Annotated in this window: 23 protein-coding genes; 3 read left to right on the top strand and 20 right to left on the bottom strand. The window is 61.4% G+C overall.

Features of this window, described 5'->3' with window-relative positions; all coding sequences use genetic code 11:
- The first annotated feature begins 238 nt into the window (after window positions 1-238).
- Complete coding sequence (locus tag N8A98_RS13090) at window positions 239-454, top strand: hypothetical protein (RefSeq protein WP_262165944.1); 216 nt, start codon at window positions 239-241, stop codon at window positions 452-454.
- A 50-nt stretch (window positions 455-504) separates the two neighbouring features.
- Here the strand turns inward: N8A98_RS13090 and N8A98_RS13085 are convergent, their stop codons facing one another.
- The 9 genes from N8A98_RS13085 to N8A98_RS13045 all read right to left on the bottom strand — a co-directional run bounded on the left by N8A98_RS13085 (window position 505) and on the right by N8A98_RS13045 (window position 8,685).
- Window positions 505-969: a heme-degrading domain-containing protein gene (locus tag N8A98_RS13085; RefSeq protein WP_262165943.1), complete on the bottom strand. Its 465-nt coding sequence runs from the start codon at window positions 967-969 to the stop codon at window positions 505-507.
- Window positions 970-986: 17 nt separating this feature from the next.
- Complete coding sequence (locus N8A98_RS13080) at window positions 987-1,811, bottom strand: 3-keto-disaccharide hydrolase (protein ID WP_262165941.1); 825 nt, start codon at window positions 1,809-1,811, stop codon at window positions 987-989.
- Window positions 1,812-1,822: 11 nt separating this feature from the next.
- Window positions 1,823-2,590: a hypothetical protein gene (locus N8A98_RS13075; protein WP_262165940.1), complete on the bottom strand. Its 768-nt coding sequence runs from the start codon at window positions 2,588-2,590 to the stop codon at window positions 1,823-1,825.
- Entirely contained in the window at window positions 2,587-3,618 is a 1,032-nt protein-coding gene (locus tag N8A98_RS13070) for a Gfo/Idh/MocA family protein (protein WP_262165939.1), read from the bottom strand. The genes N8A98_RS13075 and N8A98_RS13070 overlap by 4 nt, the downstream gene beginning before the upstream one ends.
- Entirely contained in the window at window positions 3,615-4,502 is an 888-nt protein-coding gene (locus N8A98_RS13065) for a sugar phosphate isomerase/epimerase family protein (RefSeq protein ID WP_262171864.1), read from the bottom strand. The genes N8A98_RS13070 and N8A98_RS13065 overlap by 4 nt, the downstream gene beginning before the upstream one ends.
- 102 nt (window positions 4,503-4,604) lie before the next feature.
- Window positions 4,605-5,672: an ABC transporter ATP-binding protein gene (locus tag N8A98_RS13060; RefSeq protein WP_262171863.1), complete on the bottom strand. Its 1,068-nt coding sequence runs from the start codon at window positions 5,670-5,672 to the stop codon at window positions 4,605-4,607.
- 4 nt (window positions 5,673-5,676) lie between these two features.
- The gene (locus N8A98_RS13055; protein WP_113122557.1) at window positions 5,677-6,504 is read right to left on the bottom strand and encodes a carbohydrate ABC transporter permease; all 828 of its coding nucleotides are present in this window, start codon (window positions 6,502-6,504) and stop codon (window positions 5,677-5,679) included.
- 4 nt (window positions 6,505-6,508) lie between these two features.
- The gene (locus tag N8A98_RS13050; RefSeq protein WP_262171861.1) at window positions 6,509-7,423 is read right to left on the bottom strand and encodes a carbohydrate ABC transporter permease; all 915 of its coding nucleotides are present in this window, start codon (window positions 7,421-7,423) and stop codon (window positions 6,509-6,511) included.
- Window positions 7,423-8,685: an ABC transporter substrate-binding protein gene (locus tag N8A98_RS13045; protein WP_262171859.1), complete on the bottom strand. Its 1,263-nt coding sequence runs from the start codon at window positions 8,683-8,685 to the stop codon at window positions 7,423-7,425. Before N8A98_RS13045 ends, N8A98_RS13050 begins: the two co-directional genes overlap by 1 nt.
- Before the next feature lie 283 nt (window positions 8,686-8,968).
- Between N8A98_RS13045 and N8A98_RS13040 the strand changes: the two genes are divergently transcribed.
- Window positions 8,969-10,024, top strand: a complete 1,056-nt coding sequence (locus N8A98_RS13040; RefSeq protein WP_262171858.1) for a LacI family DNA-binding transcriptional regulator — start codon at window positions 8,969-8,971, stop codon at window positions 10,022-10,024.
- A 57-nt stretch (window positions 10,025-10,081) separates the two neighbouring features.
- On the opposite strand, the gene N8A98_RS13035 is transcribed toward N8A98_RS13040, so the two are convergent.
- The 6 genes from N8A98_RS13035 to N8A98_RS13010 form a co-directional block, all read right to left on the bottom strand.
- Window positions 10,082-11,296 (bottom strand): multidrug effflux MFS transporter, encoded by a 1,215-nt coding sequence (locus tag N8A98_RS13035; protein ID WP_262171856.1) that lies wholly within the window; start codon window positions 11,294-11,296, stop codon window positions 10,082-10,084.
- 91 nt (window positions 11,297-11,387) lie between these two features.
- Window positions 11,388-12,404, bottom strand: coding sequence for a zinc-dependent alcohol dehydrogenase family protein (locus N8A98_RS13030; protein WP_262171855.1), 1,017 nt, complete (start codon window positions 12,402-12,404; stop codon window positions 11,388-11,390).
- A gap of 83 nt (window positions 12,405-12,487) precedes the next feature.
- Complete coding sequence (locus tag N8A98_RS13025; protein ID WP_262171853.1) at window positions 12,488-13,084, bottom strand: NAD(P)H-binding protein; 597 nt, start codon at window positions 13,082-13,084, stop codon at window positions 12,488-12,490.
- A complete protein-coding gene (locus N8A98_RS13020; RefSeq protein ID WP_262171852.1) occupies window positions 13,081-14,061 on the bottom strand; it encodes an aldo/keto reductase in 981 nt (326 codons plus the stop codon). Before N8A98_RS13020 ends, N8A98_RS13025 begins: the two co-directional genes overlap by 4 nt.
- A gap of 11 nt (window positions 14,062-14,072) precedes the next feature.
- Window positions 14,073-14,957, bottom strand: coding sequence for an aldo/keto reductase (locus N8A98_RS13015; protein ID WP_262171850.1), 885 nt, complete (start codon window positions 14,955-14,957; stop codon window positions 14,073-14,075).
- Entirely contained in the window at window positions 14,954-15,382 is a 429-nt protein-coding gene (locus tag N8A98_RS13010; RefSeq protein ID WP_262171849.1) for a (R)-mandelonitrile lyase, read from the bottom strand. The genes N8A98_RS13015 and N8A98_RS13010 overlap by 4 nt, the downstream gene beginning before the upstream one ends.
- A gap of 106 nt (window positions 15,383-15,488) precedes the next feature.
- Here N8A98_RS13010 and N8A98_RS13005 point away from each other — a divergent pair, with 106 nt between their 5' ends.
- Window positions 15,489-16,385: a LysR family transcriptional regulator gene (locus N8A98_RS13005; RefSeq protein WP_262171847.1), complete on the top strand. Its 897-nt coding sequence runs from the start codon at window positions 15,489-15,491 to the stop codon at window positions 16,383-16,385.
- A gap of 542 nt (window positions 16,386-16,927) precedes the next feature.
- Here the strand turns inward: N8A98_RS13005 and N8A98_RS13000 are convergent.
- The 5 genes from N8A98_RS13000 to ugpB all read right to left on the bottom strand — a co-directional run bounded on the left by N8A98_RS13000 (window position 16,928) and on the right by ugpB (window position 22,097).
- Complete coding sequence (locus tag N8A98_RS13000; RefSeq protein ID WP_262171846.1) at window positions 16,928-17,713, bottom strand: DeoR/GlpR family DNA-binding transcription regulator; 786 nt, start codon at window positions 17,711-17,713, stop codon at window positions 16,928-16,930.
- A gap of 154 nt (window positions 17,714-17,867) precedes the next feature.
- Entirely contained in the window at window positions 17,868-18,908 is a 1,041-nt protein-coding gene (locus N8A98_RS12995; RefSeq protein ID WP_262171844.1) for a sn-glycerol-3-phosphate import ATP-binding protein UgpC, read from the bottom strand.
- Between the two features lie 4 nt (window positions 18,909-18,912).
- On the bottom strand, window positions 18,913-19,761 hold the full coding sequence (gene ugpE, locus N8A98_RS12990) for a sn-glycerol-3-phosphate ABC transporter permease UgpE (protein WP_262171843.1): 849 nt from the start codon (window positions 19,759-19,761) through the stop codon (window positions 18,913-18,915).
- 12 nt (window positions 19,762-19,773) lie between these two features.
- Entirely contained in the window at window positions 19,774-20,658 is an 885-nt protein-coding gene (gene ugpA, locus N8A98_RS12985) for a sn-glycerol-3-phosphate ABC transporter permease UgpA (protein WP_262171841.1), read from the bottom strand.
- A gap of 110 nt (window positions 20,659-20,768) precedes the next feature.
- Window positions 20,769-22,097 (bottom strand): sn-glycerol-3-phosphate ABC transporter substrate-binding protein UgpB, encoded by a 1,329-nt coding sequence (gene ugpB / locus N8A98_RS12980; RefSeq protein ID WP_262171840.1) that lies wholly within the window; start codon window positions 22,095-22,097, stop codon window positions 20,769-20,771.
- Window positions 22,098-22,345: the final 248 nt, after the last annotated feature.

The raw sequence follows: 22,345 nt of genomic DNA, 5'->3' as shown, positions 1-22,345 counted from the left end.
GGGAGGGTGGCCGTCAATGAGTCTTTTTGCGGGCACAAGTAGCGACCCAGGCTTTGCCGGAGCATAGATCGCGGCGATGAACGTGTACTGCTTCAAGACTTCCTTGCGGAGCTTCGTTGGGATCTGGTGACATGGCAGAGACCGCATCTGCTTCAGTTCCACCCGTAGCGGAATGGTGACCTTTCCGTAATCAGTTGGTTTTGACGCTTGCCGGCATGGTAGCCAGTGGAACCCGGCCATGTTGCCCACGATGCTGCATTGGCAAATGAACCTGCCGGCAGGCAATTACGCACTGGCATTTGAGCCCTCCACCATCCGCCCCGTGGGTTCCAGCAATCCGTTTCCGATCCTGGAGCCCGCGGAGTCGGTGTCTCTGGGGATCGACCTCGAACTCCTGCACGGCATCGCGGGTCAGGACTTGCTCGCATTGGCCGAGAGTAAGGGAGGGCGATGAAACACGTCTGTCTCGAACTCGTTCGAGATGCGCCGCGCCAGCTCCGCGCGTCAGGCGGTCAGCATATCCCGCAACGTCGCGACTATCAGTTGATGGTCCTCGATATCGGGTAATCCACTGACGCCTACCGAACCCGCAAAAGTCCCAGACGCGAGCATGAGCGGAACCCCGCCCCCGCTTGCGACATAGTCCGCTTCGGGCAGGCGGAACCTGGAGTTGAAATTGTAGCCCTGCGCTTCGGCCTCAAGCCGCATCGACAATGAGCTGCGGTGGAAGCGGTGGGCTACGGCGCATTTGCGCCGTGTCCAGTCGAAATTGTCGATCGTTGCTCCGCTCAGCAAGGTGGCAAAAACCACGTCCGTTCCGTGCCGGACTTCGATGGCGACCGGCGCCTTTGCGTCCTGCGCCCGAGCGCGCAGGCGAGAACCCAGTTCCCAGGCAAAGTCATAGTTGAAGATTTTGAGCTGAAGCTGGTTCAACTCATCGGCCAGGTCGGTAACGGTCGGAATGCTCATTGTCGCTGCTGCCATTGTCAGAATTCACGTATCTGCAGATTGCGCCAGCGGCTCGCCGCATCATAACCCCAGCGATCACCCCCCACGATGGGGTCATTGTCGTGCACTTCCAGGGCAATGCGGCCACGCCGGCCGAGCAAGGCGGCAACGCCCTGGCGGTCGAACAGGTCTGCCGGCAATGTGCTCGCATCCAGTTCGGCAATCTTGACACCATTGATCGTGGTGCTGAGCACCGGCACTTCGCCCTCGATGGAAATGCGGAACTCGTTCCAATCGCCCCAATGCCAGGTCTTGAGGAAGTCCTCGCCTGATGCGGCATAGCTGAGAAGCGACCGCTTGAGAGGCGTCAGCGGCTCGATCGTGGTCGCCGGATCTTCCAGCTGTAGCCCGGTCGGCTGGCCTGCCGCATCCCGCGCCACGTCGAGAGCGAAATTGATGGCATGGAAGCCGCCAATGCCGTTGCCGTAGTAGCCGCCAATATTGCCTGATTTCCGGTGGTCCATCAGCACCTGGAAACCTTGCGAGCCGATATCGGTGGCGCGCAGCACCACACCGGTATCCGCAGGCCAATCGGGCTTGGCCTCGAACACCAGCTCATAGTCACCATAGACTTCGTCGCTGAGCAGATAGGCGCCCAATCCGCTGCCAGCCGGCTCCTGCCGGCCGCAGATTGCCCCCTCCTCCACCGTCCAGCGACCAGTATGGGCCATGATGGCGGCCAATCGCTCGGGCGTCACATCCCATTGCGGCCCGCCCGGCTTGATCGGAGCCAGACGGCGCGGAACGGCGTGCCAGCCGACGAGGGATTGACCATCGAAAATGCGTTTGAATTGACCGGGCATTGAACTGCTTTCTAGGCAATATGGGTGAGTTGACGGACCTGCATAAGCAGGTCCAGGAAATCGGAAAGCCGCGTGGTTTTGGGTCCCCCAGCAAGATCCGCGGCCACAGATCGCCAAAACAGGCGCAACCCACTTTCATAAACGCCGCTGGATTGAGTGAGCCCGTCGGCATTGGCAAAACGAACCGTGGCGGGTCGCGCCGTATCGTCAGGCATCGCGAGGATTTCGAGCCGCTGGGCAATACCCATGACGTCCAGCTCCAAGCTGTCGTGGATAGCCCCCGACTGCCCGCTCCACACCAGTTCGACGCCTTTGCCGGCGCGCGCCGTCCCGCTATAGGCGAACCCGATTTGCGACAGCATTTTTACGCCGGCAAGCGGTCCAAGCAGAACCTGCAAAGCACTCAATTGCTCATACAAGCTCGCGGCCAGCGATTGCCGGCTGGCTATCGAACAGCGCACCAATGCCGGCTGCCCAACCATGTCGGCGTCGAGCCCGGCCATGAGCGGGAACAATCGCCCCACCGGCGCGACCGCTACAGTAGCGCGCGTCAACTCCTCAATATCGTCGATCATCCACGGGTCGACTAGGACAAGCATGCGGGCAGCACTGGCCCGTCCGGTGGATATGCTTGCTGCATCAGGGCCGACCAGGGCAATGTCGGGTTGCCCATCCGGAACGGTTTGGAAGCTGGCCGGAAGACTGCCCAATATGGCCAGATGAGCTTCTGCCTGTTCGGGTGCACAAAAGACGCGGATCTGAAGCGGATTGTCCATCACGCGGCATCCAGTATCTGGTCGATGCCGTCGGCCAAATCGAGCGCAAAGGCCAGATCGGCAATGGCAGTGTCGAGGGGAATGGGCGGTAGCGCCCCATTGCGCACCGTGTCACTCACGGCTTGCCACAACGCCTGGTAGCCATTCTGGGTAAAATGGAACACCTGGCTGCTGTCTGGTCCCTCCAGCTCGACCACGGCCGATCCCGCCATGACATAGGAGGGCGGCATGCTCGCTCGCAGGCGATGTGTTCGGCCGGTTGCTTCGAAAGTCCATTTTGCCGGCCATTGCCCCGGCATGAGCGCCGTCAGCTCCGCCGTGCAGCCATTATGTTCGGCCAGCAGTGCATAGCCAAAGGGCGGCAGATACCGGGCCAGCAGCAGGCGCCCCATCATGGGCTGGAAATCACGTACCAACGGCACATCGTGGATGGACAAACCCAGCATGGCATTGCGCAGCATTAACTTCCGGAACGCCGCGTCCGCGCTGGGCGCGCCACGCTCCATGGCCGGCACAGGCACCAATTCGGTGGCCCGATTGGTAAACTCGTCATTGCTCGGCAGGAAAATGGCATTGCGCACCTGTAGCGCCGTATCGCCACTCGCCTGCCAGGCCGCGAACGCCGCCCGATAGGCCGGGTCATAGGCATGCATGGTCCCGACAAAAATCGCCGTGCCGCTCGCGACCGAAGCCGCCTTGATCCGGGCGGCTTCGCCCTTGCTCACCGCCAGCGGCTTTTCGCACAGCACGGCCTTTTTGCCTGCCTGGCAGGCGGCGATGACCTGCTCGGTATGGAAGGCATTCGGGCTGCAAATGGCGACAACCTCGACTGCCGGATCGGCAAAGACCGGTTCCGCCTCGGTGGATGCTATGGCGCCATAGCGAGCCGCCACCGTCTCAGCCACGAGCGGATTGACGTCCATGACCCGGACGGTGCGGAACTGCCCTGGCAGGGTCGCGATGGCCGGCAGGTGAATGGCCTGGGTGACCGGGCCGCCACCAACAAAGCCGATACCTATGGGGCGGCTCATGCTGCCCTCCGCGCATCAAGGCGCGGCCGCAGCCACTCAGCCGCAACGCGTGCACTTTCGGGCACGGTGGGCTGGTCGGCAATGTCCACCTCGACGATAAACCAGCCGTCGAACCCGGCCAGCGCCGCAAGCGCTGCTTCAAGATCAATGCTGCCACGGCCCGGCTCGGTCCAGATATGAGCGGCGCCGGCTGCATGATAGCCCTGCCCTTCGGCCTGGACACGCGCGGCGACGTCGCGCCGGTAATCCTTGATATGCACCGCGCCGACCCGGCCAACATGGCGCGCGAGAAACGCGTTGAGATCGGCGCCGGCCCAGCTCAAATGCCCGGTATCGGGGCCAACCAGCAGAATGTCGCTGCCAATGCGGTCCAGCACGAACTCGGTCTCCTCGACCGTTTCGATCCGCGTGCCGACATGGGCATGCAGGCACGGCACGACGCCCTCCGCCGCCATGGCCTGCGCGACCTGAGCCAGACCATCGGCAATACGAGACAATCGCGGGCTGTCGGCACCCACTCCCTGGGCGGGCGTGTCGATGCGGCGTGGATCGGCACCGAATTGTTCGGCAATGAAAATCCGGTCGAGACCCAGCTGCGCGTGGTCAGCCGCCAGCCGCTGCGCCGTCTCGATCGTTGTGGCCAGGTTGTCCCGGTCATCGAACTGCGACTGGAAATAGCCCGGCGCAGGCACGAGGTGATGTTCGGCCAGCAGGTCAAGATAGGCCTTGGGGGTCGTACCGGCGGGGATGTCGGCATGAATGCCATCATAGCCGGCCTCGCGCACAATGCTCAAAATCTGGGGCAATGGCGGCGCCAGTTCGGGCCGGAAGCCCTCGGCGGTTAATACGAAAGACAGGGGATTATAGGCCATGCGAGTGGTCATGAAATTTCTCTGGTAAACACCATGGTTGAAATCTGCGGGGCGTGCCCGGGAGAAAGACACGCCCCACGATACGGCCCGCCGCCAAACGGCGGACCGATGGGGTCAGGCGATGCGTTTGCCGCTAGCCTGATCGAAGAGATGCACATTGCCCGCCATTGGCCGCACATGCAGCGTGTCGCCCGGCACGGCATCAATGCGGCTATGGAACAGAGCCAACAGATCATCCCCGCCGATCCGCAGGCTGACCTGGGTCTCCGAGCCCGTCGGCTCGACCACCACGACCTGTCCGGCAATGGCGCCCGGCACTTCGGCGCCACCCAGTTCAAGATGCTCGGGGCGAACGCCCAGCACCAACGCCTGGTCGCCATGGGACGCCAAATGCGGCACCTCGATCGCCACGCCCGAACTGGTCGTGAACACACCGGCCGTCTCGACGGTGCCGGCGATCAGGTTCATCGATGGCGACCCGATGAACCCGGCGACGAACAGATTGGATGGCTTGTCATAGAGATCGAGCGGCCTGCCGATCTGCTCGACCAATCCGCCATGCATCACCACGATCCGGTCAGCCATGGTCATGGCCTCGATCTGGTCATGCGTCACGTAGACGATGGTGGTGCCCAGCCGCTGGTGCAATTCCTTGATCTCGGCCCGCATCTGCACCCGCAGCTTGGCATCGAGATTGGACAAGGGCTCATCGAACAGAAACACTGCCGGATCGCGCACAATGGCGCGGCCCATGGCCACGCGCTGACGCTGACCGCCCGAAAGCTGCTTGGGGGTGCGATCCAGCAACTCGCCTAGCGCCAGGATATCGGCCGCCTTGCGCACGGCAGCATCGATTTCCGCCTTGGAACGACCCGCCAGTTTGAGCGAGAACCCCATGTTCTGGGCCACGCTCATATGCGGATAGAGCGCATAGGACTGGAACACCATGGCGATATCGCGCGCCTTGGGTGGCAGATTGTTGACCACCCGGTCGCCGATCTTGATCGTGCCGCCGGTAATGGATTCCAGCCCTGCAATCATGCGTAGCAGGGTGGATTTTCCGCAGCCCGATGGACCGACCAGGATCAGGAATTCGCCATCCTGGATATCGACATCCACCCCATGCAAAACCGGCACGGCGCCATAATTCTTGGTAACGGACTGAACGCTCAGTGAAGCCATGTGACTACCCCTTCACGCCGCCGGCAATCGCGCCGTGCGTGATGAATTTCTGGACGAAGAGGAACAAGACCAGGGTTGGCAGCATGGTCAGCGTTGCCGCCGCCATCAGGCTCCCCCAATCGGTCGAGAATTGCTGCATGAACATCTGGATGCCCACCGGCAGGGTCATCGCCTCGGTAGTGCGCAGGAAGACGCTGGCGATGAAGAATTCGTTATAGGAAAACAGGAAGGCAAAGATCGAAACCGCCGCCAGTCCCGGCCCCGACAGGGGCAGTACGATCCTGACGAAAGCGCCGATATGGCTGCACCCGTCGATTAGCGCGGCTTCCTCCAGCTCGCGCGGAATGGTGTCGAAATAGCTGCGTGCCATCCAGGTGACGAAAGGCAGGTTCACCACCGCATAGACGATAATCACCGACATTGGCGTGTTGATCAGCCCAAGCGGGCGGAACAGCAGGAAAAGCGGAATGAGCGCCAGGATAATCGGGAACATCTGCACCGCGAACAGCGTCGATGAATAGGCATCCAGCAGTCCATTGCGGAAACGCGATAGCGCATAGCCCGCCAGCACCGCCGCCGTAACGCTGAAAGCGGTGGCGCCCAGCGACACGATCAGGGAATTCCTCAGATAGGTGAAAAACGGCGTATTGGTCAGCGACTGGTAATTGCTCAGCGAGAACTGCTGGGGAATGAGACTGCGCGAAGCCAGAATCTGTTCGGTGGTCTGGAACGAATTGAGCGCCATCAGGATGATTGGAAGGTTCACTAGCAGGCAGATGACGATCATCAAGCCCGTCAGGCTCCAACGCTGCATATGTGTGGAATTGTCCATGACCTCAGCTCCTCCGTTGCCAACGAAGCAGGAAGAATACCAGCGTCATCAGCACGAAGAGGGTGATGAAGGACGTTGCAGAACCCATGCCGACATCGTTGCGCGCAAAGGTGAAGCGATAGGCAAGCACCACCAGATTCTCGGTGGCATTGGCCGGTCCGCCCTGTGCCAGGAGCCAGGGGGTGTCGAAATCATTGACCGTCCAGATCGTCATCAACAGGCAGAGCACGATCGAGATATTCTTGATCTGCGGCAGCGTGACGTTCCAGAAGGATTGCCAGCGCGTCGCCCCATCGATGGCAGCGGCCTCGTAAAGACTGCGATCGATGCTTTGCAGTGCCGCCAGCAGCGACAGCATCATGAAGGGAAAGCTGCGCCAGATCTTGATCAGGATCACCACGATCACGGCCCAGGTGCTGTCGGACAGGAAATAAATCGGACTGCCGCCGAACAGCTTGATGATCTGGTTGAACAGCGCTCCTTCGTCGGCGATCATCCAGCGCCACGACACGATGGACACCAGCGATGGTACAATCCATGGCAGTAGCAGCAGCACGCGGAAAACGCCCCGTCCCGGCATGTCCTTCTGCAACAGCAGGGCCAGGCCCAACCCCAGCAGATAACAGCCGACGATGTTGCAGACCGCGAATACCGCGCTGAAGCGCAGCGAGTGATAGAAGGCCGGCGAGCTGAGCAGCTTGGTGTAATTGTCGATGCCCACCCATTTGCCCGCCTTCATTAGCGAACCATCCGTGAAGCTGAAGAACAGCCCTTGAATCATGGGATAGGCGACGACCACCACCAGCAACAGGATCGAGGGCGCCAGCAAAATGGCCGGCGTGACGAATTCGGGCGCCGCCAGCTGCCTGGCGCGGGTGCGCCAGGCCGGGGCTTCGGAGGTATTGAGGACCATGCTCATCAGTCTGCCATGATCTCTTCGAGGTGAACCTGGGCGGCGGCGAGATTGTCCGCCAGCGGCTGGCCCTGCCAGATCGACTGGCTCAGCGCCCGCAGGAAGCCGTCGCCATCGATCTCATTGAGCTGCGGGAAAGTACCGCCCACCGCCGCGGACATCGGCTTGGCGATCGGCATCACGCTGTCGATGACGTATTTGACGTTGGGATTGCCTTGGAAATGCGCATCGGCGGCGATCGACTTGCGGGCCGGCAGATTGCCGGCATGGCCCTCGGTCCACAGTGTCAACGCGTTGTCGCTCCACCATTTGAGGAAGGCCATGGTTTCGGCCGGATGTTCCGTCTGGTTATAGACCATCAGGTTGTTGACCCAGTTGATCGTGCCGATGTCCCCGTGCGGCCCCTTGAGCGGCGGCACGATGCCGATCTGCGGCTTGGCGTCGCCCGACTGGTCCGGCAGCAGGGGTCCGCCGAGGACAAAGGCCGCTTCGCCCCGGAAGAAGGCACCGCGCGCATCGTCCCCGACATAGCCGGCGCTGGCCGGATTGACCGAGCCATCCGCCACCAGGTCCGACAGGTATTGCAACGCCTCGGTGCTGCGCTCTCCGTTCAGATCCGGTTTGCCCTCGGCATCGAACAGCCCGCCGCCATTGTTGATCGCGCTGAACAGCACCCAGTGCACGCCCATCGAGTCGCCCGCGGTCACCAGCCCATACTTGCCGTCGCCGGTCAGTGTCTTGGCGGCATCGCGGAATTCCTGCCAGTTTGTCGGCACGGCCACCCCGGCGGCCTCGAGCAGGTCCTTGCGATAGAACAGCACGCGGATATCGACGCCCCAGGGTAGGCCGACATAGTGGTCGTCATAGCGCAGCGCCTCCAGCGTGCCCGGCGCAAAATCATTGGGGTCGAGTTGGGCCACGACCTCATCCACCGGCAGAATGGCGCCCTGGTCATAGAGCTGCACAGCCTGGAAGCCGGCGCCGGTGGACAGGTCCGGCGCGCTGCCCGAAGCGATCGCGGTGACGAAGGTCTCGTACCAATTGGTCCATGGCACCGACCGATACACGACCTGCACGTCTGGGTGCTCGGCATTGTAGCGGTCGACCAGCGCCTGCGCGGCCACGGGATATTCCGTGCCAGCCCAGTTCATGTCCCAGAAATCGAGCGTCACCGGCTGCGCCATGGCATGTGGCAGACTCAGGCCCAGCGCGGTTGCGGCAAGGGCCAGCTTGGCTGCAAGGCGTCGTGTGTATTGGGTTCTGCTCATGGATAGATGCCCCTCCCTGGGCAAGTCATATCGGTCGCGCTCCGGGCGTCCGGGCGCTGTTCCTGCTGCGATTATGCGTGAAGGGCCGGCGTGCTCTGCCTGCCTCCTCCATAGCCTCCTGCCGCCACGGCGGGTCTTGCCCATGTGGCTGCGTTCCCGCCCTCACCGCCCCCAAAAATACGAGGTCTTTTTATGATGACGTCAACATGTTCACGTCATCATATTGCCAACGGTTTGGCAAGAGGGCATTTGTGGGTAATGAAAAACCAGAAATGGACAGCTTATGAAGCCGAATAAGGCCACTATGGCGGATGTCGCCGAGCGCGCCGGGGTATCAGCGGCAACGGTGGCTCGGGTCATCTACAAAAATGGCTATGTGAAAGACGAAACGCGCCAGGTCGTCGAAGCCGCCGTCAAATTGACCGGCTACCGCCCGAACATGGTGGCCCGGGGTCTGCGCACCAGCCGCAGTTTCACCCTGGGCATGGTGGTCAGCGAGTCCAATCTGAACACCTTCGCCGCAGCAGTTGCCCACGTCATCCAGATCGAGGCGCTGAAATCGGGCTACACCGTATTCACCCTCAACAATCACTCCGACCCCGCCATGGAAGCCCGCGGCATGCAGCGCTTCCTCGATCACCATGTCGATGCGATCATCTTCTGCACAGCCATCGATCCGGCCAATGTCCGCCTTGGCCATCGTAGCGGCGTCCCCACCGTGCAGGTCGAGCGACTGGTCGCGCAAGTGGGAGGCCTGGTTGGCGTTGACCCCGCTGACGGCATGCGCCAGACCATCGACCATCTGTTTGATCTCGGCCACCGCAAGTTCGCCTATATCGGTGGCGATGTGGATTCCAGCCGGATGGAAAGCTCGTTAGGCGAAGCCATCGAAGCCACGCGCGAGCGGGTATTTATCGACAATCTGGCGCGCTATGACATTCACGTGCCACCGGCCTATATCCGCCGCGGCCCCTATTACCAGAGCCACGGGGCCGGCCGGCAAACGGGGTACCGCTTGATGAAGGACATCCTGTCGCTCACGCCCCGGCCGACCGCGGTGGTCTGCGGCTCGGACCTGCTGGCCGCTGCGGCACTGCAAGCCATCGCCGAGGCTGGCCTGACCGTGCCAACCGACCTCTCCATCACCGGCTACGACGACACCCTTGCCGACATCCTCACTCCGGCCCTTTCCAGCATTGCCCAACCGATTGGGGAACTCGGACGCCTGGCCGTGGAAATAGCGCTTGCGGCAATAAACGACCCCGCCGCCCCGCTGCCAAAAGTTACAGTGCCAACGCGATTGGTTTTGCGCGACTCAACAGGTCCAGCTCGCTTGTGACCTCAAAAACTGAATGTCGATTTCTCTGCAACCGATGCGGGCGGGCATTGCATAGGTTTATTGGGAAGCCCGCCGGCGGCTGATAGTCAGGCTGATCACGACCGCGCAGGTCGTACTGGCGCTGATGATCAATGCCATCGGCATAGGCGTGCCATTGGCCAGCAAACCGATCAGGGCAGAGCCAACCATGCCCCCGCCATATTGGGCAAACCCAAGCAGAGCCGAAGCCGAGCCCGTTCCTTGCTCCACGCTGGAGAGGCCGCCGGCAATGGCATTGGCACCGATAAGGCCATTCATGCCGATATAGGCAAAGAGCGCGATGGAGAACCCGATCCAGCCGCCCCAGCCTGCCGACGCCACGAGCAAAATGAGAAGTCCCGCCACTGCGGCAATTGAGGTTCCGATAAACAACATGCGGTTGCTCCCAAACCTGCCGACGAGCCGCAAGTTGACAGCGTTGGAGAGCATGATGCCGCCGATGCCGGAAGCAAAGATCAGGCCGTAGGCCTGCGGCGAAAGTGAGAAATACTCGATGAAGACGAAGGACGATCCGGCGACATAGGCGAATACGCCGGCACCAAAACAGCCAAGGATCATCGCGTGCGCCATCAGCTTGGCGTTCTTGAAGTGCGGCCCATAGGCCAGGAATGCCTGCGCCAGATTGCCCTCGCCACGCATGGACCTGGGCAGTGATTCGGCCGTCCTCGCCAGCCCGATCAGCGTTACCCCGCCTACCCCAACCAGAACCCAGAATATGGACTGCCAGGATGACAGGGCGAGGATTTGTGCCCCCACCGACGGGCCGATCATCGGGGCAATTCCCATGATCAACATCAGCGTCGAAAGCATGCGTGCAGCCTCATCCCTGTGGAACAGGTCCCGCACCATGGCGCGGCCGAGAACCACCGCAGCACTGGCACCAAGGGCCTGCACGATGCGCGCGGCGATCAATTGGGTCGCATCCGTTGATAAGGCACAGCCGGCAGCGCCAACAACGAAGATGGCAATCCCCAACATAAGCGGGACCTTGCGCCCGAAGCGGTCGCTGACCGGCCCCCAAAAAAGCTGGCCGAGCGCAAATCCCATCAGATAACCCGAAACCGTGAGTTCGAGCTGCCCCTGGCTCGCGCCAAGCTGAGCGCCCATGCTGGGCATGGCCGGCAGGTATAGATCTGTTGAAATCGAGGCAAAGCCGAGCAGCAGGCTGAGCAATATTGTCAGCCAGATACCTCGATAGTTTTCGGCACTGGTACTTGCTGAGGAGACAGTCATGGGGTCGCCTTGTGCATATCCGCGACCAGATCGAGCTGGTCCGCAAAAACTGCCTGCTGGGAGTCCATATCAATGACGTTGGCCACTCGATTTAGACTCGCAGCAGCGTCTTGATGGCGCGGCGTTCGTCCATGGCCTTGTAGCCCTCGGCAACATCGGCCAATGGGATTTGCAGGTCGAACACCTTGCCGGGATTGATCTTGCGGGTGAGCACGAGGTCCATCAGATGCGGCAGGAAACGACGCACCGGCGCCGGGCCGCCCAGCATACCCACCTGGGTGAAGAACAGGTTCTGACCATCGAAGGTCACGCCATGAGGCACGCCGACATAACCGATCATCGAGCCGGGACGGGCAACCTGCAGCGCCTGATTCATGGATTGCTGAGTGCCGACGCATTCAAGGACTGAATCTGCACCGACGCGGTTGGTCATCTGCTTGATCTTGGCGATACCGTCCTCACCACGTTCGGCGACAATGTCGGTGGCGCCATATTCCAGCGCGAGGTCCTGGCGGCTCTTATGGCGGCTCATGGCAATGATGCGGCCGGCCCCCATCTGCTTGGCAGCCAGCACGCCCATCAGCCCCACCGCGCCATCGCCAACGACGACCACGGTCGAACCGGCCTGAACGCGCGCGGCGTCGGCTGCGTACCAACCGGTGCCGAGTGCATCAGACACTGCTAGAAGACTCGGGATCAGGTCGTCGGCCGGATGCTCGTCCGTGGCGACCAGCGTGCCGTCAGCGAGCGGCACGCGGGCAAATTGCGCCTGCGCACCAGTCATGAATTCGCGCTGTTCGCAGGACGAGTGGAAGCCGTGGGCGCAGTGCGGGCAAGTGTTGTCGGACAGCACAAATGAGCCAACCACGAACTGGCCTGGCTTGACGGTCTTTACTTCGCTGCCGACGTCGACCACGACGCCGCAATATTCATGGCCCATATGCATGGGCGCGGTGATTTCGTTGGCGCCACGATAGGGCCAGAGATCAGAGCCGCACACGCAAGTGGCCGACAGCTTGATGATCGCGTCGGTCGGCTTGAGGATAGTGGGCTCGGGCAATTCCTCGTACCGGACATCGCCCGGTGCGTACATAATGGTTCCGAACATGAGTTTTTCCTTGGTGTTGTGGATCCGCTTCTAAACAAGGCCAACGCTGCCTATACGACGTCTCGGCATTGCCGGACTGAAGGTCAGATGTGACTGACTCCCAGGCTTTCTCCGACCTGCAAGTCAGGCGTGGTGGCGAGCGCCGCGATCAGTGCCGACAAGCCATTCAGCGTTACGTCGTGTCCGATAAAGGGTCCTCCCTTCTTGGTGAGACGATAGCTTGCGGAGGGCTGCCGATTGAACCAACCAGGCCGCAGAATGGTGTAGTCCAGACCGGATTCCTGGATGATGGCTGCGGAGTCACGGTAGGGATCAAGCGCGCTGCGATAGGTCTCGCCGGGCACTTCGCCATAGATGCCCATGGAACTGATAAAGATCAGCCGCTTGAGACCCGTTTCCCGCATAGCGTCGACGATGGCATGGGCCTGTCGTGCCATGTCACCGGCGAGATTGGCATAGACCACGTCCTGCCCCTGCATGGCGGTCCTGAGTGTGGGCGCGTCAAGGACGTCGCCTTCGACGATCCGAACCCGCGCCGGGTCTGGGTTCGCCAGTCGGCTGGCACGGCGCAGGAACAAAGTGAGTTCCGCGCCAGCCTTGAGCAATACGGGCGTCGTGTGCCGCGCGACCTGGCCGTTGGCGCCCAGCACGAGCACTTTTGGCGCCGAGCCCGCGCTCATCGGTCGATCCGCGCCTGGTTGGCAGCCGAATATCGATCCCCCTTGATCTCGATACCGCCCACCGCATGTTCGATTGCAGCCAGTTCGGAGGCGGTCAGATTGACCGTAGCGGCGCCGATATTTTCCTCGAGACGGTGTAGCTTTGTGGTGCCGGGAATGGGCGCGATCCACGGCTTTTGCGCCAGAACCCAGGACAGGGCGAGTTGCGCCGGCGTGATCTGCTTCTCGGCCGCGATGCGCCTCACGGTATCCACCAGGACCTGGTTGGCAACCCGGTTTTCGGGGTCGAAGCGTGGCACGGAATTGCGGAAGTCCTTTTCCGCCAGCTTTGTATTGCTATCGATCGTGCCGGTCAGGAAGCCTTTGCCCAATGGGCTGAAGGGGACGAAGCCAATGCCGAGTTCTTCGAGCAGGGGCAGGATTTGCTCCTCCGGCTCGCGCCACATCAGCGAATACTCGCTTTGTAGCGCCGTGACCGGCAACACGGCATGGGCGCGGCGAATATTGGCGACACCGGCTTCGGACATGCCGAAATGCTTCACCTTGCCCTCGGCGATCAGGTCCTTGACCGTGCCGGCAACGTCTTCGATCGGCGTATTGCGATCCACACGGTGCTGGTACAGCAGGTCGATATGATCCGTGCGCAGGCGCTTCAACGACCCTTCCACGGCCTTGCGGATGCGTTCTGGGCGGCTGTCGGGGACGCCGCTGCCATCAATGTCGAAGCCGAACTTGGTGGCGATCACGACCTGGTCGCGGATGGGTTCGAGAGCCTCCCCGACCACTTCCTCGTTTGTGTAGGGACCGTAGACTTCAGCGGTGTCAAAGAAGGTGATGCCCCGCTCGAAGGCGTCGCGGATCAGCTTGACGCCGGCCGGTGTCTCCATGGGCACACCATAGGACTGGCTGATGCCCATGCAACCGAGGCCGATTGCCGAAACTTCAAGGCCGCTATGACCGAGGTGCCGCATTTTCATGTCCTGTCTCCTCAGGCTTCGGGGATGGGTCGGCTGAAATTGTCGAGGGTGATGAAGTCGGGCTCTGGCCCACCGCGAACGCCGGTCTCCAACCCGTCGATCGCCGCCAACTCGTCGGCCGTGAGCTCGAAGTCGAAGACGTCGAGATTTTCCGCGATGCGCGCGGGCTTGACGGATTTCGGGATCACCGAGCGGCCGTGCTGCAGCCCCCAGCGCAGCATGACTTGCGCGGCCGATTTGCCATGGGCCTGGGCGATGGCGAGGATGACCGGATCCTCAAGTGAGCTTTTGCCGCTGCCACGATAGAAGGTGATGCCGCCAATGGGTGACCAGGCCTGGGTCAGGATGCCGTACCGCTGATGCAGACGCTGCAGTTCGGCCTGCTGAAAATAGGGATGAACTTCGATCTGGTTGACTGCGGGTACAATGTCCGTTTCTGCCAGCAGTCGCTCGATGTGCTCGGGCATGAAATTGCTGACACCCACGGCACGAACTTTCCCGTCGGCCAGAAGCTTCTCCAGGGCGCGATACGCCTCCAGGGTCTTGTCGAATGCGGAGGGCAGCGCCTGGTGCAGGATCAGCAGGTCGAGTTGCTCGACACCCAGTTTCTTCGCGCTCTTTTCGAACCCGTGCAGGGTTTCGTCAAAGCCGTAATCATTGATCCAGATTTTAGTCTCGATGAAGATTTGGCCGCGCGGGATGCCCGAGCGACGGATGCCTTCGCCCACTTCGCGCTCATTGCCATAGGCGGCGGCGGTATCGATATGGCGATAGCCAACGCGCAGCGCCTCTACGACCGCAGCGGTAGTTTCGTCCGGCGGCGTCTGGAACACACCCAGACCGAGGGTGGGCATCAGCACGCCGTTGTTGAGTTGTAGATTTGGTACCGATGTCATGAGCGATGATCCTTCAGGGTGTTATTCGCACGCGCCGCATAGTGTGGGTCGCTGACCTGCTCGAGCCAATCGACCGCCTTGCCGTCGAGCGATTCCTGGGTGGCGAGATCGGTCATGGCTGTCTCGGCACTGGCGCCGTGCCAGTGCTTTTCCCCTGGCCCGAAGCGCACCACATCACCGGACAGCACAGTTTCGAGCGGGCCGTCCTGTTTTTGCACCAGGCAGCGTCCCGCCATGATGATCAGCGTCTGTCCAAGCAGATAGGTGTGCCAGGCTGTACGGGCGCCGGGTTCGAAGGTGACGATATTGCCTGCCATGGCATTGGGCGCCTCCACCCCATAGAGTGGATCGATCCGAACGGCGCCGGTGAACCATTCCGCTGGCCCTTTGCCGGAAGGCTGCGAACCCGCACGTTGAATTTTCATCACAGCTCTCCCCTGTTGCAAGCACAAGGTAGGCCTGTTCCACTCATGTGATTAGTGGGGTCACTCCGCTAGAGCCTATGAATGAGATTCATGATAGATGGCATCCATGAACCGCGAGAATGTTGCCGACCTCATAGCCTTCATCACCATCGCGCAGGAGCGCAGCTTCACGCGCGCCGCGGCGCGCCTTGGCGTTTCCCAGTCAGCACTCAGCCATGCCCTCAGCCGGTTGGAAAAGCGACTGGGCGTCAGGTTACTGACGCGCAGTACGAGGAGTGTGTCTCCGACGGACGCAGGCGAACGCCTGCTGGCCACGGTCGAGCCCCGGTTTCAGGAAGTCGATACCGCGCTCGAGCAAGTCAGTGAATTCCGCGACAAGCCCGCTGGTACGATCCGGTTGACCGCTGGCGAACATGCCGTCAATGCGGTGCTCTGGCCAAGATTGCAGGATTTCACCAGGGATTATCCCGACATCCAGTTGGAGATTATCGCCGAGAACGGCTTCGTGGACATTGTTGCCCAGCGTTACGACGCGGGCGTTCGTCTGGGCGAACAGCTCGCCAAAGACATGATCGCCGTGCGGATAGGACCGGATTGGCGCATGGCCGTGGTGGGCTCGCCAAGCTATTTCGAAGGCCGGCAACTGCCGTTGACGCCGCAGGATTTGACCGACCACGTCTGCATCAATCTGCGCCTGCCAACCTATGGCGGCCATTATGCCTGGGAGTTCGAGCAGGACGGTCGCCGTCTCAATGTGCGCGTCGAAGGTCAACTGGCCTTCGGCAACAGCACCCACATTCTGTCCGCGGCTCTTTTCGGGGCCGGATTGGCCTGCATTCCCGAAGACATCGTTCAGCATCATGTCGAAGCCGGCCGACTAATCCGTGTGCTGGAAGGCTGGATGCCAACTTTCGATGGCTATCATCTCTATTATCCCAGCCGGCGGCAGACGTCTCCGGCGTTCTCCAGGCTGATCGAGGCCTTGCGTTACCGGCACCACTGACCACATTTGCTGGCCGCCCGCGGGGCAGATGTCTGCGATAGGGTCTGCCCCATCGGTATTGCGAACAGATAGTCTCCATCTGCGATTGCCTGCGCTTCGGATCTGGCGCCGATGACATTGACCTCGGCAAACGCCACCTGGAACTGCTGAAGCTCGTCGTCCCTGATGGCGGCGGGTTCAGTATGCGGCGCTTGTTTCCGAGATGAGCGTCAACCAATGGGATCGCAGGGGGAATCAGGCGCAGCATGGTGGAGGCAACGGGGAGGCGGGACCGGCATTGGTGCGGCGGTCGCGCAGCGAACGTTGCTCAATGGATAGTAAAGTATCTCGACGCGCAGGACGTCACACCTCTACCTTTGCTCCTGCATTCGGATCACTCCTTGCGCCGCGAAGTTAATTCGCACCTTTTTGCCTAAGGCCATTCAAGGATTTCAATAGATGGCCCTTAGTTCAAAGGGTTAGCCCCATCCGTTCTAGAATTGTGATGCAGCACACAAGGGCGGTTGGGGGGGCGCACTTTGGATCTCACCCCGCAAGCCGAGCTAAGAGTCCGGCGTTCCGCAAACGATCACCTGTACTCCGCTCTGGCGCAGGCTTTCTTCGTTCTTTTGCTCGAGCGGCATCCGGTCGGTCACGAAAGCGGTGAATTCGGAAAATGGCGCCACCCGCACCGCAGCGGTACCGGACCACTTGCTGACGTCGGCAACGAGGTAGCGGGTTCTTGAATTTTGCAGGATCGCGTTGGTGATCTGGGATTCTTCGTAGCTGAAGTCGAGCGCTCCGCTGGTGGGGTGCAAACCGCCAGTGCCCACCACGGCGTGCGTGGCGTGGAACTTTTCGAAATAGCGAATGGTGTCAGCTCCGACCAAATCTCGGTCATTCGCCCGCCAAACCCCGCCGGCAAGATGCAGCTCGATGCCTTCGACGTCGCCGAGAGTCAGAGCGACATCTACATTGTTGGTGACGACGGTAAGGCCCGAATGTCCCCGCAGCGCCTCGGCCGTAAAACGGACTGTGGTGCCGATTCCCATGAAAACGGTGGAGCCATCAGGAATGTCTTGGGCAACGCGGGCCGCAATGAGCCGCTTGGCTCCACCGTGCAGGCTGGCGCGCGCATTGATGGAAGTGTTTTGCGGCAGGACGGGCAAATCGACGCCGCCATGCAGGCGCCGGGCCAGGCCCAGTTCGCACAGCAGGTTGATATCGCGCCTTATGCTTTGCGTGGTGAGTCCGTATTCGCGCGCCAGCCGGTCGATCTGCTGGGCCCCGCGCGCACCGATGCGCACCAGGATGTCGTTCTGTCGGTCCGAAAGCCGGGGGTCGTTCATTGACCAGGACCTGCAACAATCCCGCGCGGATGGCGCGCGCTCGGATGCTGCGCCGTCACGGCGCGACCACAAAGGCGATGTGGTGCTTGAGCTCGCTCAGTGGTCTGAGGCCGGCGATCGGTCATCTTGCATGTCCCCTGGTGACGCCCAGCGTTCAATCGGTGCGGCGGCCGGTTTCCTGGTTGAAGGGATGCAGGTCCGCCGTGCTGACGTAAAGAGCTGTTTCGGCGCCTTCGGTTACAGCCGTGCGGGCCGGTACGGCCGCGACGATAAGCTGCCCGTTGCCGTCGAGCCGCATATGCAGGTGGCTCTCGCCGCCGATCGGCTCGTAGAGCTCGACCGTGGCGTTCAGCGTGATGTGCGGGCCCTCGGGTGGCGCCAGCTGGATCGTATCCGGGCGGATGCCGACGAGGTCGGTACCGTCAGGAAGCGCCAGGACGCCCTTGTCCCGCAGATAGGCGACATCGATCAGGTTCATCGGCGGTGAGCCGATGAAGCCAGCGACGAATAGTGTAGCGGGGCGTTCGTAGAGCGCCAGCGGCTTGCCCACTTGTTCGATGCGTCCGCCATTCATCACCACGAGGCGATCCGCCAGGGTCATGGCTTCGAGCTGGTCGTGGGTGACATAGACGCTGGTGGTAGCCAGGTTGCGTTGCAAGCGCTTGATCTCGATCCGCATCTGCCCGCGCAGCTTGGCGTCCAGGTTGCTCAGCGGCTCGTCGAACAGGAACGCCTTGGGCTGGCGCACGATGGCGCGGCCCATGGCGACGCGCTGGCGCTGGCCGCCCGACAATTGACGCGGGCGCCGGTCGAGGAAGGGCTCGATCTCGAGAATGCGGGCGGCCTCGGTGACGCGGCGGTCGATCTCGTCGCGCGGCGTGCCACGGTTCTTCAGCCCGTATTCGAGATTGCCGCGCACCGTCATATGCGGATAGAGCGCATAATTCTGGAACACCATGGCGATGTCCCGCTCCGCCGGTTCCTTGGTGTTGACCACGGTTCCGTCGATGGAAATCGTGCCCTCGGTAATGGCCTCGAGGCCGGCAATCATGCGCAGCAGGGTGGATTTGCCGCAGCCGGACGGGCCCACCAGCACCACCAGTTCGCCATCGGGTATGGCGAGGTCGAGGCTATGGATGGCGGTGACATTGCCGGCATAGATTTTCTTGACGCCTGATATGTCGATGCTTGCCATGTGCTTATTTCTCGGTTTCGACCAGGCCCTTGACGAACAGGCGCTGCATCAGGATGACGACGAGGACGGGCGGCAGCATGGCCAGCATTACAGCTGCCATGACGAAGTTCCACTGCGGTTCGGCATCGGCGGTGGCCGCCAGCCGTTTGATGCCCATGACGATAGTGTAGTAGCGGCTGTCGGTGGTGACGAGCAGCGGCCACAGATATTGCACCCAGCCATAGATGAAGAGGATGACGAAGAGGGCTGCGATATTGGTCCGGCTCAGTGGCAGCAGGATATCGCGGAAAAACTTGATTGGACCGGCTCCGTCCACCCGGGCGGCTTCCATCAACTCGTCCGGCACCGTCAGGAAAAACTGGCGGAACAGGAAGGTCGCGGTGGCCGAGGCGATCAGCGGGATGATCAGGCCGGGATAGGAATTGAGCATCCCCAGGTCCGACACCACCTTGAAGGTGGGGATGATGCGCACCTCGACCGGCAGCATCAGCGTGATGAAGATGATCCAGAACGCCAGCAGCCGGAACGGGAACTTGAAGAAGACGATGGCATAGGCGGAAAGGATCGAGATGACGATTTTGCCCACGGCGATGGAGATGGCCATCACCAGCGAATTGAGCAGCATGATCGAGAGCGGCGGTGCACCGGCGCTCGAAATGCCCTCGGTGAGCATGAAGCGGTAATTCTCGATCATGTGCGGGCCGGGCAGCAGGGGCACCAGCCCCCGCATGAAATCGCCGCTGCCATGGGTGGAGGCGATGAAGGCGATGTAGACCGGGAACACCACGATGACGACGCCCAGGATCAGCACCAGGTGGGTCAGGAAAGCCAGGAAAGGTCGGTTCTCGATCATATTGGCCGCTCCCTAATACTGAATGCGCCGCTCGACATAGCGGAACTGAATGGCGGTGAGGGCGATGACGATGATCATCAGCACCACTGACTGGGCCGACGACGAGCCGATGTTGAGGCCGAGAAAACCGTCGGTATAGACCTTGTAGACCAGCGTGTTCGTGGCTTGGGCGGGCCCACCTTGGGTCGTAGCGTCGATGATGCCGAACGTATCGAACATGGCGTAGTTGATGTTGACGATCAGCAGGAAAAAGGTGGTCGGCGCCAGGAGCGGGAAGACGATGGTCCAGAACCGCTTGAACGGACCGGCGCCATCGATGGCGGCCGCCTCGATCAGCGATTGCGGCACCGATTGCAGTCCGGCCACAAAAAACAGGAAATTGTACGAAATCTGCTTCCAGCTGGCCGCGATGATGACGAGGATCATCGCGTCGACACCATCGACGCGGTGGTTCCAGCTGATGCCGACGGCGCGCAGCATGTAGGGCGCGATGCCGATCGTGGGATTGAACATGAACCACCACAAGATACCGACCACGACCGGCGCCACGGCGTAGGGCCACACCAGCATGGTGGTGTAGAGCCTGTTCGTGCGCAGCACCCGGTTCACCGCGACGGCGAGGATCAGCGATAGCGACATCGACAGTGCCGTCACGCTCACGGCAAAGATCGCGGTCTTGCCGACCGAGCTCAGATAGAGCGGGTCGATGAACAGACGGCGATAATTCTCGAACCACACGAAAGTGGTCTTGAAGCCGAACGGATCCTCGCGTTCGAACGAGGATTTGACGGCCTGCAGGGCGGGCCAGATGAAAAAGGCCAGGGTCACGGCCAGCTGCGGGACAAGCAGCACATAGGGCAGAATCTTGTTGGGGAAGGTGGTTCGCTTGGCCTGCATGCTCCGCCTCGTTCTATGCCGCTCCGGCGCAGCAGTGCTGTCGCCCAGTTGCGGCCTGTGCTGGCGCTCCACCCTCGTGGGAGGGTGGAGCGGGCTTGGGGTGGAAGGCCTTACTGATTGGCGGCTTCGAAGTCGCGCAGGATCTGGTTGCCACGCTCGACGGCCGAATCCAGGGCTTCCTGGGCGGTCTTGGAGCCGGCCAGCATGGCTTCGAACTCTTCGTCCACCACATTGCGGGCCTGCGTCAGGTTGCCGAAGCGCACGCCCTTGGAGTTTGCCGTCGGCGTACCGCGGGTGATCTGCTGGATGGCGATGTCGGAACCGGGGTTTTCAGCATAATAGCCTTGCTCCTGGCCCAGTTCGTAGGCGGCATTGGTGACCGGCAGATAGCCGGTGAACTGGTGCCACGCGGCCTGGACTTCAGGCTGGCTGAGATAGGTGAAGAACTGCGCCACGCCTTTGTAGACTTCAGGATCCTTGCCATTCAGCGTCCACAACGTGGCGCCGCCGATGATCGAATTCTTCGGCTCGGTGATCTCGTCGTCATAATAGGGAAGCGGCGCAAAGCCGACTTCGAAGTCCTTGGCATTGTTGATGACGCCGGCGCGCCCGGCCGAGGAATTCATGAAGATCGCGCATTCCTGGGCGTAGAACTTGGGAGCAGCATCCGCGCCACCGACCGGGCCGCCATACTGGAACAGGCCTTCGTCAGCCCACTTCTTGAGATTGCCCCAATGCTTGACCTGCAGCGGGCCATTGAAAGTGAACTCGGTGCCGAGACCACCAAAGCCGTTTTCGAGGGTGCCGAACGGCTTGTCGTGGATCGCAGAGAGATTCTCGGTCTGGATCCAGGTGATCCAGGCGCTGCTGAGCGCGCAGGGAGCGGCGCCCGATTCCATGATCTGGCGGCCCATGGTCTCGAGTTCGGCCCAGGTCTTGGGCGGCGTCTCGGGGTCGAGGCCGGCTTTCTCGAACACATCCTTGTTGTAATACATGATCGGGGTGGAGGAATTGAACGGCATCGACAGGATGTTGCCGTCAGTGTCCGAATAGTAGCCGGTGACCGGCGCGAGGAAGCCCGACGGACCCCATGGCTCGCCATTGTCCGCCATCAGCTGGTAGACCGGATAAACGGCGCCCTTGGCGGCCATCATGGTGCCGGTACCCACTTCGAAGACTTGGACGATGGCGGGCTGCTCGTTAGCGCGGAAGGCCGCGATGGCGGCGGTCAACGTCTCTGGATAGGTGCCCTTGTAGGTTGGGACGATCTTGTACTCGGACTGGCTCTCGTTGAAGCCGGTGGCGATTTCCTCGAGCTTCTTGCCCAGTTCGGCATCCATGGCATGCCACCAGGCAATCTCGGTTTGGGCGGCGGCCTGCGGAGCATGTGCCAATGCGGCGATCACGCCCGTCGTTATGAGCAGCGCTAGCTTCTTCATAGGGTGGTTCCTCCTGTTATTAAGCAAAGGATCTCCGTCCTCGCGTTGTCTAGTCGTAGCAACGCAATTTTCATTTGGCAAAGGAGATGTTCAAATGAACAACAACACGTAGTGGCGACGAATGTCCGGCCCAGACCCGGGTGAATGTCCCTACGCGCCGGGGCTGTGTGGGAGCCGGGCAAAGCTTCTTGCGTGAGCTGGGCGCGAATGCATCAACGGCACCTGCTCGTGACGGGGCACTGGAGGAG

Source organism: Devosia neptuniae (genome assembly GCF_025452235.1).
GTDB lineage: Bacteria > Pseudomonadota > Alphaproteobacteria > Rhizobiales > Devosiaceae > Devosia.
This window is presented reverse-complemented; position numbering and strand designations above follow the sequence as displayed.